Annotated in this window: 16 protein-coding genes and 1 tRNA gene; 2 read left to right on the top strand and 15 right to left on the bottom strand. The window is 68.8% G+C overall.

Going from position 1 to position 12695, the window contains the following annotated elements; translation table 11 throughout:
- Positions 1–13 precede the first annotated feature (13 nt).
- From adhP to birA, 11 genes are all read right to left on the bottom strand, one after another.
- The gene (gene adhP / locus PJ250_RS04595; protein ID WP_271647367.1) at positions 14–1042 is read right to left on the bottom strand and encodes an alcohol dehydrogenase AdhP; all 1029 of its coding nucleotides are present in this window, start codon (positions 1040–1042) and stop codon (positions 14–16) included.
- Between the two features lie 143 nt (positions 1043–1185).
- On the bottom strand, positions 1186–1536 hold the full coding sequence (locus tag PJ250_RS04600) for a hypothetical protein (protein WP_271647368.1): 351 nt from the start codon (positions 1534–1536) through the stop codon (positions 1186–1188).
- Positions 1537–1612: 76 nt separating this feature from the next.
- Positions 1613–1765, bottom strand: a complete 153-nt coding sequence (locus tag PJ250_RS04605; protein WP_271647369.1) for a hypothetical protein — start codon at positions 1763–1765, stop codon at positions 1613–1615.
- Between the two features lie 134 nt (positions 1766–1899).
- Complete coding sequence (locus PJ250_RS04610) at positions 1900–2841, bottom strand: MBL fold metallo-hydrolase (protein WP_271647370.1); 942 nt, start codon at positions 2839–2841, stop codon at positions 1900–1902.
- A gap of 78 nt (positions 2842–2919) precedes the next feature.
- Positions 2920–4218 carry a tryptophan--tRNA ligase gene (locus PJ250_RS04615; RefSeq protein ID WP_271647371.1) on the bottom strand — a complete coding sequence of 433 codons (1299 nt, stop codon included), beginning with the start codon at positions 4216–4218 and terminating at the stop codon, positions 2920–2922.
- A 274-nt stretch (positions 4219–4492) separates the two neighbouring features.
- Complete coding sequence (locus PJ250_RS04620) at positions 4493–4702, bottom strand: CsbD family protein (protein ID WP_271647372.1); 210 nt, start codon at positions 4700–4702, stop codon at positions 4493–4495.
- A gap of 203 nt (positions 4703–4905) precedes the next feature.
- A complete protein-coding gene (locus PJ250_RS04625; RefSeq protein WP_271647373.1) occupies positions 4906–5061 on the bottom strand; it encodes an entericidin A/B family lipoprotein in 156 nt (51 codons plus the stop codon).
- Positions 5062–5210: 149 nt separating this feature from the next.
- A tRNA-Thr gene (locus tag PJ250_RS04630) sits at positions 5211–5286 on the bottom strand.
- Between the two features lie 20 nt (positions 5287–5306).
- The gene (locus PJ250_RS04635; RefSeq protein WP_271647374.1) at positions 5307–6107 is read right to left on the bottom strand and encodes an SPOR domain-containing protein; all 801 of its coding nucleotides are present in this window, start codon (positions 6105–6107) and stop codon (positions 5307–5309) included.
- An 11-nt stretch (positions 6108–6118) separates the two neighbouring features.
- Complete coding sequence (locus PJ250_RS04640) at positions 6119–6889, bottom strand: type III pantothenate kinase (protein ID WP_271647375.1); 771 nt, start codon at positions 6887–6889, stop codon at positions 6119–6121.
- Positions 6886–7893: a bifunctional biotin--[acetyl-CoA-carboxylase] ligase/biotin operon repressor BirA gene (gene birA / locus PJ250_RS04645; RefSeq protein ID WP_271647376.1), complete on the bottom strand. Its 1008-nt coding sequence runs from the start codon at positions 7891–7893 to the stop codon at positions 6886–6888. Before birA ends, PJ250_RS04640 begins: the two co-directional genes overlap by 4 nt.
- Before the next feature lie 86 nt (positions 7894–7979).
- On the opposite strand from birA, the gene PJ250_RS04650 reads away from it, so the two are divergent.
- Entirely contained in the window at positions 7980–8267 is a 288-nt protein-coding gene (locus PJ250_RS04650; protein ID WP_271647377.1) for a hypothetical protein, read from the top strand.
- Positions 8234–9016, top strand: a complete 783-nt coding sequence (locus tag PJ250_RS04655) for a M90 family metallopeptidase (RefSeq protein WP_271647378.1) — start codon at positions 8234–8236, stop codon at positions 9014–9016. The genes PJ250_RS04650 and PJ250_RS04655 overlap by 34 nt, the downstream gene beginning before the upstream one ends.
- A gap of 8 nt (positions 9017–9024) precedes the next feature.
- Here PJ250_RS04655 and PJ250_RS04660 read toward each other — a convergent pair whose 3' ends face one another.
- The 4 genes from PJ250_RS04660 to PJ250_RS04675 all read right to left on the bottom strand — a co-directional run bounded on the left by PJ250_RS04660 (position 9025) and on the right by PJ250_RS04675 (position 12694).
- Complete coding sequence (locus PJ250_RS04660) at positions 9025–10473, bottom strand: ATP-binding protein (protein WP_271647379.1); 1449 nt, start codon at positions 10471–10473, stop codon at positions 9025–9027.
- Positions 10473–11156, bottom strand: coding sequence for a response regulator transcription factor (locus PJ250_RS04665; protein ID WP_271647380.1), 684 nt, complete (start codon positions 11154–11156; stop codon positions 10473–10475). Before PJ250_RS04665 ends, PJ250_RS04660 begins: the two co-directional genes overlap by 1 nt.
- A gap of 69 nt (positions 11157–11225) precedes the next feature.
- On the bottom strand, positions 11226–11636 hold the full coding sequence (locus PJ250_RS04670) for a hypothetical protein (protein ID WP_271647381.1): 411 nt from the start codon (positions 11634–11636) through the stop codon (positions 11226–11228).
- A gap of 146 nt (positions 11637–11782) precedes the next feature.
- Positions 11783–12694, bottom strand: coding sequence for an arginine deiminase-related protein (locus PJ250_RS04675; protein WP_271647382.1), 912 nt, complete (start codon positions 12692–12694; stop codon positions 11783–11785).
- Position 12695: the final 1 nt, after the last annotated feature.

Below are 12695 nucleotides of genomic sequence, written 5' to 3' on the forward strand. Positions count from 1 at the left end.
CCACCCGCGCCCCTCAGCTGGCCATGTCCAGCACGATCCGGCCCTCGATCTGGCCGGCGTGCATCCTGGCGAACACCTGGTTGATGTTCTCCAGCCGATCGGTGGCCACGGTGGCCTTGACCTTGCCATCCGCGGCGAAGGCCAGCGACTCCTGCAGGTCCAGTCGGGTCCCCACGATGGAGCCGCGCACGGTGATGCCTTCCAGCACCATGTCGAAGATCGACAGCGAAAACTCGCCCGGCGGCAGGCCATTGAGCGCCACGGTGCCCCCGCGCCGGACCATGCCCAGCGCCTGGCGGAACGCCACCGGCGAGACCGCGGTGACCAGCGCACCGTGGGCGCCGCCGATCTCCTTCCTCAGGTAGGCCACCGGGTCGATGGTCTTGGCGTTGACCGTCACCGTGGCACCCAGTTCGGCGGCCAGGGCGAGCTTGGCATCGTCGATATCCACCGCCGCCACGTTCAGGCCCATGGCGCGGGCGTACTGCACGGCCATGTGACCCAGGCCGCCGACGCCGGAGATCACCACCCAGTCGCCCGGGCGGGTGTCGGTCATCTTCAGTCCCTTGTAGACGGTCACCCCCGCGCACAGCACCGGGGCGATCTCGACGAAGCCGATATTGGCCGGCAGATGGCCCACGTAGTTGGCGTCGGCCAGCGCGTACTCGGCAAAGCCGCCATTGACCGAGTAGCCGGTATTGCGCTGCGACTCGCACAGCGTTTCCCAGCCACCCAGGCAGTGCTCGCAATAGCCGCAGGCCGAATACAGCCACGGGATGCCGACCCGGTCGCCTTCCCTGACGTGGGTGACGCCCGCGCCGACAGCCACGACGTGGCCCACGCCCTCGTGACCGGGAATGAACGGCGGCTTGGGCTTGACCGGCCAGTCGCCTTCGGCGGCGTGCAGGTCGGTGTGGCACACCCCGCAGGCCTCGATCTTGACCAGCAGTTCGCCGGCGGCCGGCCTGGGCACGGGGACTTCCTGGATCTGCAGCGGCTGGCCGAAGTCGGTGACGACGGCGGCCTTCATGGTCGGGTTCATGGGTAGGACTCCTGGGCTCGGGGGGACGGCAGCCCCCGCACACCAGTCACCGGGGCCTGCGGCGATCCTCCGCCCGGCAACCCGGCGCGGCATTGATTCGGATCAAGCCACGCGCCACGCACCGGCCTTGCCCCCGACATGCCTCAGCTGTGGAAGGTGACCCACACATTGACCAGCGCCAGGCCGCAGCCCAGCACCCCCAGCACGCTTGAAGCCCGCGAACGCGCCGGCACCTCCCCCCGCGCGAAGGCCTGCTGGATCTCGCCCAATCGCTGATGCACCAGGAACCCCCTCGCGCTGAGTCGGCTGGCGCTCCAGAGGCACAGCAGTGTCACCAACAGCAGGCACCCATGGGTCCATGAAGTCGGCGCGGCATAGGCGAATACCAGCAGGGCGACCACGCCCAGCATTGCGACCACGAAAACCGCGAGTTGGGCGGGCCGTTCCAACCCCAGCCAGGCCCGCCAGCCGAGCACGCGCTCCTGCTCTCTCATCCATCCGCCTCCCTTTCATGAGTGATCCAGAGGATGCCGCGCGCAGGCTTGCCCGGTGTGTCGGCCGCCGACACATTCACTCCTGCTCGGACACCTCCGCGCGCCGCCCGGCGAACTCCGAGTCCGCCTCCCGCTGCGGCCACGCGTCGCTGTCGGCGATGCGCCTTCCCAGGTGGTAGACCACCGCAACGTCCTGCGCCTGGCCGGCCGCATCCCAGCCCTCGGTCACCTTGTCGCCGGGTGGGTGGTAGCAGCGGGAGAAGTAGGCCTCGCGCAGCGCCTTGCCGCACTCACCCCGACCATGTCGAGCCCGGGCCCCACGGTGATCGCCGGCACGCCCTGCTGGGCGAGGGCGAAATGGCGTCAGCGGCGAGCGCGATCCAGCCAGCAGGCCAGGCCCTGCGCGTTGAGTTCGATGTCCATGGCCAGCGCCTCGTGCACCTGCGCCTCATCCAGCGGCACCTGCGCCTCGCGGGCACGCTGCTGGTAGAGCGCGGTCAGGCCTTCGAGCAGTTTGCCGTGGCGGTCCGGGTGGCTCTCGAAATCCTGGCCGAGCTTGGCCATCGCATTGATCTGTTCGTACAGCGCCTGGGCGAGTTGCTCGACCTGCGCGTAGGTCTCGCCGACACGCCCGTAATGGGTCAGGTACATGCCCTGCGGCTGGTAAGCCAGCAGGCGCGCAATGGACTGCTTCAGCGCGTCCGGTTCGAACTGCACCGGCGAGCTGGTCGGCAGGATGAAGGCGCCCTGCGGGCCATCGAGTTCGCGATAGGACAGGCCGAAGGTGTCGCCGGTGAACCAGCAGACGCTGCGTGCATCCCACACGCAATAGTGGTGCCTGGCATGGCCCGGTGTATCCAGACACAGCAGCGGGCGCCCGTTGTGGTCGACCACGTGTCCGTCGGCGGCCACGACCACACGCTCGGCCGCCACCGGCTGCACCTGGCCATAGCTGCGCGCGATCTCCGCCTCGCCATAGACCGCCGTGGCACCGGCCACGATGCGGCTGGGGTCGATCAGATGGGGCGCGGCGCGCGGATGCGCGACCGCTCTGGCATTGGGCAGGTGCTGCAGCAGCAGTCCCGCGCCGCCGGCATGGTCCAGGTGGATATGGGTGACCAGCAGCCAGTCGATGTCCGCTGGCGTCAGTCCGGCGCGCGCGATGGCCTCCAGCAGCAGCGGCACCGAATGATTGGTGCCGCAGTCGACGAACGCCCCGCGCCCGTTCTCGACGATCAGATAACAGGCGTCGAAGTGATCGCGCTGGAAGGCGGTGTCGACGGTATGGATGCCGTGCTGGCTCATGGCGGGCCGAAAGACGCGTTGACGAAGCTCCAGTCTAGGCAGCGCGCCGTGAGCGCGCGATGCAGCGCGCGCCGGGCCCTACGACGCGGCGGCGGCTTCGCGCAGCGCCGCCAGCGCCGCCAGCACTACCTCGGCCGGGACCAACAGGCTGATCTGCGGCGTCTCCATCTGGTCGGCAGTCTCGGCATTCTTCAGCGCGGCGACCAGCTGCCCGGCGTCACGCGGCGAATCGAAGCCCTGGCTCTGCACCAGCACAGTGCCCTGCGCATCGGAGAGCTTGAAGTAGAAGCGCCCGTCGGCCTCTCGATACTGCTTGAACACCGGCAGCGCGGCCTTGGCCACGGCCTTGGGCGCGGTGGCGGCGGCGGCCGACAGATCGCGCAGGCCCACCGCCTCGCGCAGTTCGCGCAGGAACGGCGTGGCGTACTTGGCGCGCAGCCGCGCTGCGCCATCGCGCAGGATCTCCTCGATCCGGTCCGGTCTGGCGACCAGCGTTTCGTAGCGCTCGCGCAGCGGCGCGATGTCGCGCTCGACACGGTCGAACAGCTGCTGTTTGGCATCGCCCCAACCGATGCCATCGGCATAGGCCTGGGCGAACGCGGCAGTCTCTTCCGGCGTGGCGAAGGCCTGGTAGAGCTGGAACAGCGGCGAGCCTTCGGTGTCCTTGGGCTCGCCCGGCGCGCGCGAGTCGGTGAGGATGGAGAAGATCAGCTTCTTCAACTCGGCAGGCTTGGCGAACAGCGGGATCGTGTTGCCGTAGCTCTTGCTCATCTTGCGGCCGTCCAGGCCCGGCAGTGTGGCCACGTGGTCGTCGATCAGCGCCTCGGGCAGGGTGAAGTAATCGCGACCGTAGACATGATTGAAGCGCTGGCCGAAGTCGCGCGCCATCTCGATGTGCTGGATCTGATCGCGACCCACCGGCACTTGGTGCGCGTTGAAGAGCAGGATGTCGGCGGCCATCAGCACCGGGTACATGAACAACCCGGCAGTGATGCCGGCATCGGCGTCCTCGCCCTCGGCGGTGTTCTTGTCCACCGCGGCCTTGTAGGCGTGCGCGCGATTGAGGATGCCCTTGCCGGCCACGCAGGTCAGGAACCAGGTCAGTTCGGAGATCTCGGGGACGTCGCTCTGCCGATAGAACCACACCTTGTCCGGCTCCAACCCCGCAGCCAACCAAGTCGCGGCGATCTCCAGCGTCGAGCGCTGGGTGCGCGCCGGATCCTGCGCCTTGATCAGGCTGTGCAGGTCGGCCAGGAAGTAGAAGCTTTCGGCATCGGCCGCGTGGCTGGCGGCGATGGCCGGACGCACGGCGCCCACGTAGTTGCCCAGGTGGGGCGTGCCGGAAGTGGTGATGCCGGTCAGGACTCGGGTGGTCATGCGCTAGTGTCGCGTGGAAATCGGGCCGTGCAGTTTACCCGCCCAACTGCGGTTCACCTTGTTGGGACTACGCACGCGTAGGAACTAGGTCGCTGCAGTGTGGAATCGTCCATCTTCGGGCTTGCCTCGGCCGAGCAGCCGATCGACCCCTTTCCCTATTTCCGTACCCACGCGTGAGTACGGACGACCGTCAGCAAGAGCGCACATGGAATGTTGGGTCGCATACGACGACGGGCCCGAAGGCCCGTCGTCAGTGCGTCACCGCAGAATCAAATCAGTGACGGTGATCCAAGTCGCGCTCGAACGCCGATACCTCACGGTTGGCGCGGTCGCGATCCCAGCCATAGCGTTCCTGCAGCTTGCCGGCCAGATATTCGGAGTTGCCTTCGGCCACATCGAACACGTCGTCTGTCAGATCGCCCCACTTGGCCTGGGCCTTGCCCTTCAGCTGCTTCCAGTTGCCGGCGATGATGTCCTTGTTCATACGTCACCTCTTGTCGTTTGGTTTGGTGTTGCCGAATCGCGTGACCAGCATCGCCATCGAGGCGTTGTGTGCGCATGAGCGAGCCGTGGAGGCGCCGTTATCTGTTCAGGCAAACCATCGTGCATTCCATGCGACAAAGAAAAGCCGGCTTTCGCCGGCTTTTCTCGACAACCGCGGCGCGTGCCCCGGTCATGTCGGCACGCTTACTTGGTGCCGGTGCCGCCGGTGTTGTCGGCAGCGTCTTCCATCTTGCCTCCCACCTTCTGGACGTCCTGGCCAGCACCCTTGACGGTGTTGCAGGCAGCCAGCGAGCCAGCGAAAAAAGCAGACAGCATCAGCATGCAGATCATGCGCTTCATGGGAGTTCTCCAGTCGTGTGGTTTCCCGGTTTTCCCCATCGGAAAACCTTGGCGCAGAGGCTGACGAGGACGCCGTGGAAGCTGCGTGAACCCTGCACGTGCCGGTCAGCCGCGGTTGCGGCGGCGTTGAGTGATGGGCTTCAGGAAGATGGTGCCGCTTGTCCGAATCGAACGGACGACCTACCGCTTACAAGGCGGTTGCTCTACCAGCTGAGCTAAAGCGGCGCGGGGCCCGGGCCCGCATTCTAGCCGCTGATGCGCCCGCAGTCGCGCGTGGCGGCCCGGGAAGCCTGGGCCTGGACGCGTACCGCGGCACTGTCGCCCGCATCTGACGGCAGGGCGACATCCAGCCACCATTGTGAGGCGCCTTCCTCCCCGACCGGTTGCAACTGCGCGCTGAAGCCCGCCTTGCGCAGATCGGCCTGGCGGCGCAGCGCGGCCTCGCGGCTGCCGTAACGCCCCAGGGCCACGCCGTTGGCCGTCTCGCCGGTGTTGATGATCATGTAGTCGGTGAAACCCGCCTGGGCGATGCGCTCGACCATGGCCTGCGCGGCGCTGCGATCGGCCAGTGGCGGCAGGATGACGCTGTAGGCGCGCGCTGGCGCGGGCTCGGAGCGGACCTGCGCGCGCCGCGGGGCCTGCTGCAGGCGGCCGCGCGCGGCCCGCGCGGCCTCGGCGCTGTCGAACGGTCCCAGCGCAAGGCAGATCTCGGCCGCTGTCGGACTGGGCGGCGGCACTGATGCCTGGGCCGGGCTCGGCGGCGCCGCCGCTGGCGGCGCTGCCACGGATTCGGACGATGTGGTCGGCGCCGGGGATGGCATCGAAGGTGCCGGGACGGGCTCCTGCGTCTCGGTCGCCGACGGCGTGGGCGGCGCGATGGCCGGCTCCGGCAAGGGCAATGCCGCGGAGGGCGCCACCAGTTCCAGCTGGGCGACTGCCTGTGGCGGTTTCGTCGGCGGCTCGGTCTGCGCAGGGCGGCTCAGCCACCAGCCGGCCACACCCAGATTGAGAAAGACCAGCAGGACGATCAGGGCGCGGATCAGCATGGGGCCGGATTCTATCGGGCCACCGGCGTCAGCGTGGACGCCTGCCCGCGCGCCCACACCGCCAGCCCATCGAGCACCAGGCTGTCGGCGCGGCGCGCCTCCGGCAACAACGCGAGCAGCGAGGCGATGCCGCCGCCGTGCAGCAGCAGTCCCGGACGCGCACCCAGCATCCGCTCGGCCTGGGCCAGGCTGCGCTCGATCAGGGCCGCGGCGGCCCCGTCGCAGCCAGAGGCCAGCGCATCCTGGGTGTCACGCGCGAACTCGTCGAAGTCTCCCCCTTCCGCCGGCAGCTGCCTGGCGGCGCCGTGCAGGGCCTGGCGCATCAGCTGTGGCGACGGCGCGATGCGCCCGCCCAGGTGCCGTCCCCGCGCATCGAGCAGATCGATCGTCAGCGCCGTCCCGACCCCGGCCACCAGCCAGGGCCCCGGCCCCTGGCCAAGCGCTCCCAGCAGCGCCAGAAAGCGATCCACGCCCAGGCGCGACGGATCCGGATAGGCGACCTGCAGATCGCCCAACCGCGCTTGGCTGCGCGCGAAGGACACCAGCCGGAAGCGCGCCTGCAGCAGATCCAGTAGGCGGGCGGTCAGCGCCGGCGAGGCCACGCTGGCGATGCTGGCCGACAGCCCCTGCGCAGGCAGCGCGGCGGCCAGCGCCTCGAAGCCGGCGTCATCGGCGTGACCCAGGGCCAGGACCGGACCACGGCGGCCATCGGCCTGGAGCGGCGCGCACTTGAGCCGCGTATTGCCCAGATCGAACACCCAGCGCGCGCGATCGGTGCTCATGCGCGCGCCGGCCGCACACTGACCTCCCCGGCATGGACCGCACGCAGCTCGCGCCCGACCCGCAGGCGCAGCGCACCGTCCTCGCCGATGCCCTCCGCGGTGCCGGTGATGTCGCCCTGTGCCTGGTACACCACCACGCGCCGCCCGCGCAGGGCATCGAGCGCGGCATAACGCGGCAGGAACGGTGCCAGGCCCTGCGCGTCGAACAGCGCCAAGGCCGGCAGCAGCGCCTCCAGCACCTGAGCCACCACCCGGTCGCGTGGCGGACGCGCGGGCAGCGCTTGCGCCAGGTCGATCCATGGCTGGTCGATCGCCGTCCCCTGGACGACGGGCATGTTGACGTTCAATCCGATCCCGACGACCGCCCGGACCGGGCCACCGGCCTCGCCACCGCCCTCCACCAGCAGGCCGCCGAGCTTGCGCTCGGCCACAAGCAGGTCATTGGGCCACTTCAGCCCGATGCCCTCCACGCCCAGCCCGCGCAATGCCTCGGCGACGGCCACACCGGCGACCAGGCTCAGCCCGCCCAGGCGGGCCAGCCCGCCACCGAAGCTGCGCGCCACCGACAGATAGACATGGGCGGCCAGTGGCGAGGTCCAGGTCCTCCCGCGACGCCCCCGCCCGCCGGTCTGGCGCTCGGCCAGCAGCACCAGGCAGCCCTGGCTCGGCGCGGGCCGTCGCAATAGCTCGCTGTTGGTGGAATCCAGCGACCAGGCCACTTCCAGCGACGCGATCTCGGCACGCACGGGCGACGGAAGCGACGCGGTGATTCGCGCGGGCTCCAGCAGGTCCAGGGGCTGCTCCAGCACATAGCCCTGGCCGGCACTTCCGGCGATGGCCACGCCGGCTTCGCGCAGGGACTGGACCCGCTTCCAGATCGCCGCGCGGGTCAATCCGGTCTCCTGCGCCAGCAGGTCGCCAGACACCGGCCCGACTGCCAGCCGCAACAGCAGTTGTCGCTCACGTTCGGCGGGGCTGGTTGGCTGAACAGGACGCGCGGTCATCCCTGGCATTATGCGGCACCTTCACGGCGCGCCGAAGCGCGCTATGATTGGGGCTTGCCGCTGTGTGCCCGCCCCGGAGTCTTCCGATGCTTCGCGCCTGCCTTGCCATCGTGCTGTTGAGCTGTGCCGCCTCGCCCGTGCTCGCGCAGAACGGACGCGCCGAACCGTCGGGCGCCGCCAGCGCGGCCGGCTCGGTGCATGGCGCTGACGCTGGCGCTTCCCCGGCCTCGCCGGACAAGACCAGCGCATCGACCAACTACGTGCGTGGCAGCAGTACGCCGGCCTCGGGCCAGGGCAGCGGCGGAGACGACGACAGTATGCTGCGCGTCCGCGTGCCCAAGTGGAACAGCTTTCTGCCAGGCATGTTCCGCTGATCCAGCGGCTGTGGCGCTGGCTGCGCGGCCAGCCTGCTTCAATCGATGACGCCCGTTGGGAGCATGCCGTTTCGGCATTGCCCTGGGCGCGTGGTCTGACTGCCGACCAGCGCGAGACACTGCGGCCACTGGTCGCCCGCTTCCTCCAGCAGAAGACCATCAGCCCGGTGGCTGGACTGCAGCTGGACGATGCCGCTTGCCTGCAGCTGGCCGTCCTGTGCTGCCTGCCGCTGCTCGGCATCGGCCCCGGCGGCCTGCACGGGTGGTCGCAGGTGATTGTCTACCCGGAAGCCTTTCGGGTGCAGCGTAGTCATGTCGATGCCGCTGGGGTCCTGCATGAGTGGGAAGACGAACTCGCCGGCGAGGCCTGGGATGCCGGCCCGCTGATCCTCTCCTGGGCCGACATGCAGGCCGACATCGCCGATCCGGCGGCGGGCTATTGCCTCGCCGTCCATGAGATGGCCCACAAGCTCGATGCCCTGGACGGCGCGATGGACGGCACGCCGCCTCTGCCCGCAGCCTGGCGGCGCACCTGGGCGCGAGACTTCCAGTGTCATTACGACGCCCTGTGCCAGCGCGTGGATGCCGGCAAGCGCACGGCCATCGACGCGTATGCCGCCGAGTCGCCGGAGGAGTTCTTCGCGGTGGCGAGCGAATATCACTTCACCGATCCGGCCACCCTGCGCCAGGCGATGCCGGAGATCGCGGATCATCTGGCGCGGCTGTACGGCGCCCCGCCCGTCCTGTAGGCCAGGCGCTACAGGCCAGGCGGCAACTGGACCTCGAAGCGCGCCCCGCCCAATTCCTTGGAGCGGCTGACGGTGAGTTCGCCCCGATACCCGCGCACCAGATCCTGCACGATCGCCAGGCCGATGCCGTGGCCCTGGACGCGCTCGTCACCGCGCACGCCGCGCTGCAGGACCTTGGCCACGTCGTCCTCGGCGATGCCCGGGCCGTCATCGTCGACGGCCAGCAGCAGTCCGGCGCGACGATTGGCGGTCCCGCCCAAGGGCGCCACGGTCAGCAGTACGCGTGAGCGCGCCCACTTGAAGGCGTTTTCCAGCAGATTGCCCATCAGCTCCTGCAGGTCACCGGGCTCGCCATGGAAGCGCGCGGTCTCGTCGATCTCGAATTCGCAGATGACGCCCTTGGCCGCATAGACCTTTTCCAGCCCGCGCACGATGGATTCGGCGTAGGGCTCGATCGCGACCGGCGCGGAAAACAAGGCGTGGCCGCTGGAAGCCGCACGCGCCAGCTGGTAGGACACCAGGTCGTTCATGCGCTTGAGCTGGATGTCCAGTTCCTCGCGCAGGGCCACGGCATGCACGCCATCGTCCAGCTGGGCGCGCAGCACCGCCAGCGGGGTCTTCAGGCTGTGGGCGAGGTCGGCCAGCGTGTTGCGCTGACGCTCCAGGTTCTCGCGCTCGGAATCGATGAAGGCGTTGATGCTTTCGGTCAGCGGTTCCAGCTCGCGCGGGTGGTTGCCCGTCATGCCCTGCGCCTGGCCACGCTGGACGCGCTTGAGCTCGGCGATCACGCGCTGCAGCGGCCGCAGGCTCCAGTTGAGGATCAGGCCCTGCAGCAGCAGCAGCACCACGCCGGCGCTGCCCAGATACACCCACAGCGCATGACGGAAGGTCTGCAACTGCGAGGTCAGCACCTGGGTGTCTTCCAGCACATAGATCGAATACTGGAATTCGCTCTGCGGCCCGCGCGCGCCCCACACCGTGCCCAGGCCGAAGCGGTACACCGTGCCGGCGCTGCCATCGAGCTGGGTCATGTCCAGCGGCCCTTCGAAATCGCGACCGCCGGGCTTGAGCAGCTCGCCGGAGGGCAGGGACGGGCCCAGCGAGGAATCCGAGCTCCAGCGCCCGTTGGGCAACACGATCTCGGCGTAGAGCCCACTGCCGGGCTGGCCGAAGCGCGGGTCGATGGCGCTGTCCGACGGCGGGATCAGCGACCCGTCACGCCCGAAATCCACCTTATTGGCGTAGGACAGCGCATAGCCCTCCAGGCGCCGCTCCAGATTGTCCTCGGCGGTGGTGACGAAGGCCCGGTCCAGGGCCACGCCGGCCAGCGCCAGGAACGCCAGCAGGCCGACACTGGCCGCCAGCAGCTGGCGCGCCCGCAGCGAGCGTGGACGCCACTTGACGATCGGCTCGCGTGGGCCGCCCGCAGGCGGCGCAGGGGACTGCGCCTCGGGCATCAGCCCTCGTTGCGCGGAATCGCGAAACGATAGCCGCGACCGCGCACGGTCTCGATGGGCTTGAGCGCCCCGTCAGAGTCAAGCTTCTTGCGCAGGCGGCCGATGAAGACCTCCAGCACGTTGGAATCGCGATCGAAATCCTGCTGGTAGATGTGCTCGGTCAAATCGGCCTTGGAGACTAGTTCACCGGCATGCATCATCAGGTACTCGAGCACCTTGTACTCGTAGCTGGTCAGATCGACATTGCTGCCGTTGACGCTGACCGTCTGCGCCGCGAGGTCCAGGGCGACCGGACCGCATTCCAGCGTCGGCTTGGACCAGCCGGCCGCGCGGCGCAGCAGCGCATTGACGCGCGCGAGCAGTTCCTCGACGTGGAACGGCTTGACCAGATAATCGTCCGCACCGTGCTTGAGGCCCTCGACCTTGTCCTGCCAACTCGAGCGGGCCGTGAGGATGAGCACCGGGAACTTCTTGCCCTCGTCCCGCAGCGCCTTGATCAGCTCCATGCCCGACATCTTGGGCAGGCCCAGATCGATGATGCCCACGTCGAACGGGACTTCCCGCCCCATGTACAGGCCTTCCTCGCCGTCTTGCGCGGCATCGACGGCAAAGCCCTCGCGCTTGAGGCGCGCAGCAAGGGTTTCACGCAGGGGGGCTTCGTCTTCGACCAGCAGAATGCGCATGGACTCTCCCTAGAAATCAGTGTCGGTATTGAACGGGCGGCACCTGAATGAACCACCATTTCGTTCAGATTACGGTTGTGGGGGGTTAGCCCCGCGTGGACGCTCGGCGGGAGCGTCGTTCCGGGCCGAGCCGCCGCCGCGGCGTTGACGATTGCGCGAGGCCATGTCGTCGTCCATGTAGCGGACCCGGCCCTGATCGTCCATCACCTTGACCCGCATGATGTCGCGGCCATCGAACTGAACCCGCTCTGCACCCAGCACACGGCCGCCGCTCCTGGCCTGGGCGCGGCGCACGGCTTCGGCCGCCTCCGCACGGGAGCGCGCACCGCCGTCATCGAATCGACCGCGACCGTCCTGGGGAATATTCTCGCGACCGCCGCCGGGCGGCCATGCGCCCCGATGCTGCGCCCAGGCCGGTGCGACCGCGCACAAGGCAGTCGTTCCGGCGAGCAATAGGCAGTAAGCGCGTGAGCAGGTCATAACGGAATCGTAACGGAGCATTCCCCGATAGGGATGAACCGCTGCCGATCCTCCGATCAGGATGGACGACCAGTCTTGAAAGCACGCGGTGAATTGGCTCTGAACTTCCTGAACGGGGATCGGTGGGGATTCAGCGCGGTGAAGCCTCAAAAGATTTCCGCCACGCAGCACCGCAGCGAGCCTCCCGCCGCCTCGATCGCCTCCAGCGGCACGCTGCGCACCGCAAGGCCGAGCGCCTGCAGTCGGCCCAGTTGCGAAGGGACCAGCGCCTCCCGTGCGGTTTGGCTCATCCAGACCGCGCCGGGATCCAGGCTGATCGCGTTGGCCGCGAAGGCGCGCTTCTGCGCCGCCGTCAGGGTCAGCACGCCGTCGCCATACAGCTGTTCGAGCACCCTGAGCAGGGAATCAGGCGCGGCCACCCCATCCGGGCACACCAGCGCCGCGCGGCCCGCCAGCAGCGCCAGCACGACATTGGTGTGGTACTCGCCCGGCGCCAGATCGAACACGAACGTGGCGCGCAGCCCGAAGGCCGCGTGCATGAGCGCGGCACCCTGCGCATCGCAGCGTTCGGACAGCCCGCAGAATCCCAAGCCGCGGGCGCGGTCCATGACCAGCGCGCCGGTCAGTTCGCAGGGATGCGCCTGGGTGGACAGGTCGGTTTCGGCATAGCCCAGCACGTCGGTGAAGAACCGCCTGATGTCGGGACGATCCGCCTCGTGCTGACGCACCGGATGCCGCATGCGCCCCACGATCAACCGTCCGGATGTCGTGGCGAAGACGTTATTGGGAAACAGCGCGTCGGGCGTGCGGGCGTCCCCTGCGAACGTGATCACCGGCACCGAGGCGACCAGCGCGCAATGCAGGGCGCGGTGCTCGGCTGCAGCCGCACCGGGATCGAATCCCCCCTTGGCCATGTACACGTTGTCCTGTGCCGACTCGGCGGCGCGGGCAAACCCATCAGGCGAGACGAGAAAGGCCGCGCGGGCCGTCGCCGGACCGGCGTCGGGCGCACAGGCCAGCGCGCGTTGCAAAAAGACCGCCGGATCGCGCGTCAGCATC

Origin of the sequence: Pseudoxanthomonas sp. JBR18 (assembly GCF_028198165.1) — a bacterium.
Lineage (GTDB): Bacteria > Pseudomonadota > Gammaproteobacteria > Xanthomonadales > Xanthomonadaceae > Pseudoxanthomonas_A.

Bases quoted from the DNA above. Each gene is read 5' to 3' on its own strand.
- PJ250_RS04610 (WP_271647370.1), bottom strand. From the start codon at position 2,841: ATGAGCCAGCACGGCATCCATACCGTCGACACCGCCTTCCAGCGCGAT.
- PJ250_RS04615 (WP_271647371.1), bottom strand. From the start codon at position 4,218: ATGACCACCCGAGTCCTGACCGGCATCACCACTTCCGGCACGCCCCAC.
- PJ250_RS04650 (WP_271647377.1), top strand. From the start codon at position 7,980: ATGCTTCGCGCCTGCCTTGCCATCGTGCTGTTGAGCTGTGCCGCCTCG.
- PJ250_RS04660 (WP_271647379.1), bottom strand. From the start codon at position 10,473: ATGCCCGAGGCGCAGTCCCCTGCGCCGCCTGCGGGCGGCCCACGCGAG.
- PJ250_RS04675 (WP_271647382.1), bottom strand. From the start codon at position 12,694: ATGCTGACGCGCGATCCGGCGGTCTTTTTGCAACGCGCGCTGGCCTGT.
- birA (WP_271647376.1), bottom strand. From the start codon at position 7,893: ATGACCGCGCGTCCTGTTCAGCCAACCAGCCCCGCCGAACGTGAGCGA.
- PJ250_RS04635 (WP_271647374.1), bottom strand. From the start codon at position 6,107: ATGCTGATCCGCGCCCTGATCGTCCTGCTGGTCTTTCTCAATCTGGGT.
- PJ250_RS04670 (WP_271647381.1), bottom strand. From the start codon at position 11,636: ATGACCTGCTCACGCGCTTACTGCCTATTGCTCGCCGGAACGACTGCC.
- PJ250_RS04620 (WP_271647372.1), bottom strand. From the start codon at position 4,702: ATGAACAAGGACATCATCGCCGGCAACTGGAAGCAGCTGAAGGGCAAG.
- PJ250_RS04640 (WP_271647375.1), bottom strand. From the start codon at position 6,889: ATGAGCACCGATCGCGCGCGCTGGGTGTTCGATCTGGGCAATACGCGG.
- PJ250_RS04625 (WP_271647373.1), bottom strand. From the start codon at position 5,061: ATGAAGCGCATGATCTGCATGCTGATGCTGTCTGCTTTTTTCGCTGGC.
- PJ250_RS04600 (WP_271647368.1), bottom strand. From the start codon at position 1,536: ATGAGAGAGCAGGAGCGCGTGCTCGGCTGGCGGGCCTGGCTGGGGTTG.
- PJ250_RS04665 (WP_271647380.1), bottom strand. From the start codon at position 11,156: ATGCGCATTCTGCTGGTCGAAGACGAAGCCCCCCTGCGTGAAACCCTT.
- adhP (WP_271647367.1), bottom strand. From the start codon at position 1,042: ATGAACCCGACCATGAAGGCCGCCGTCGTCACCGACTTCGGCCAGCCG.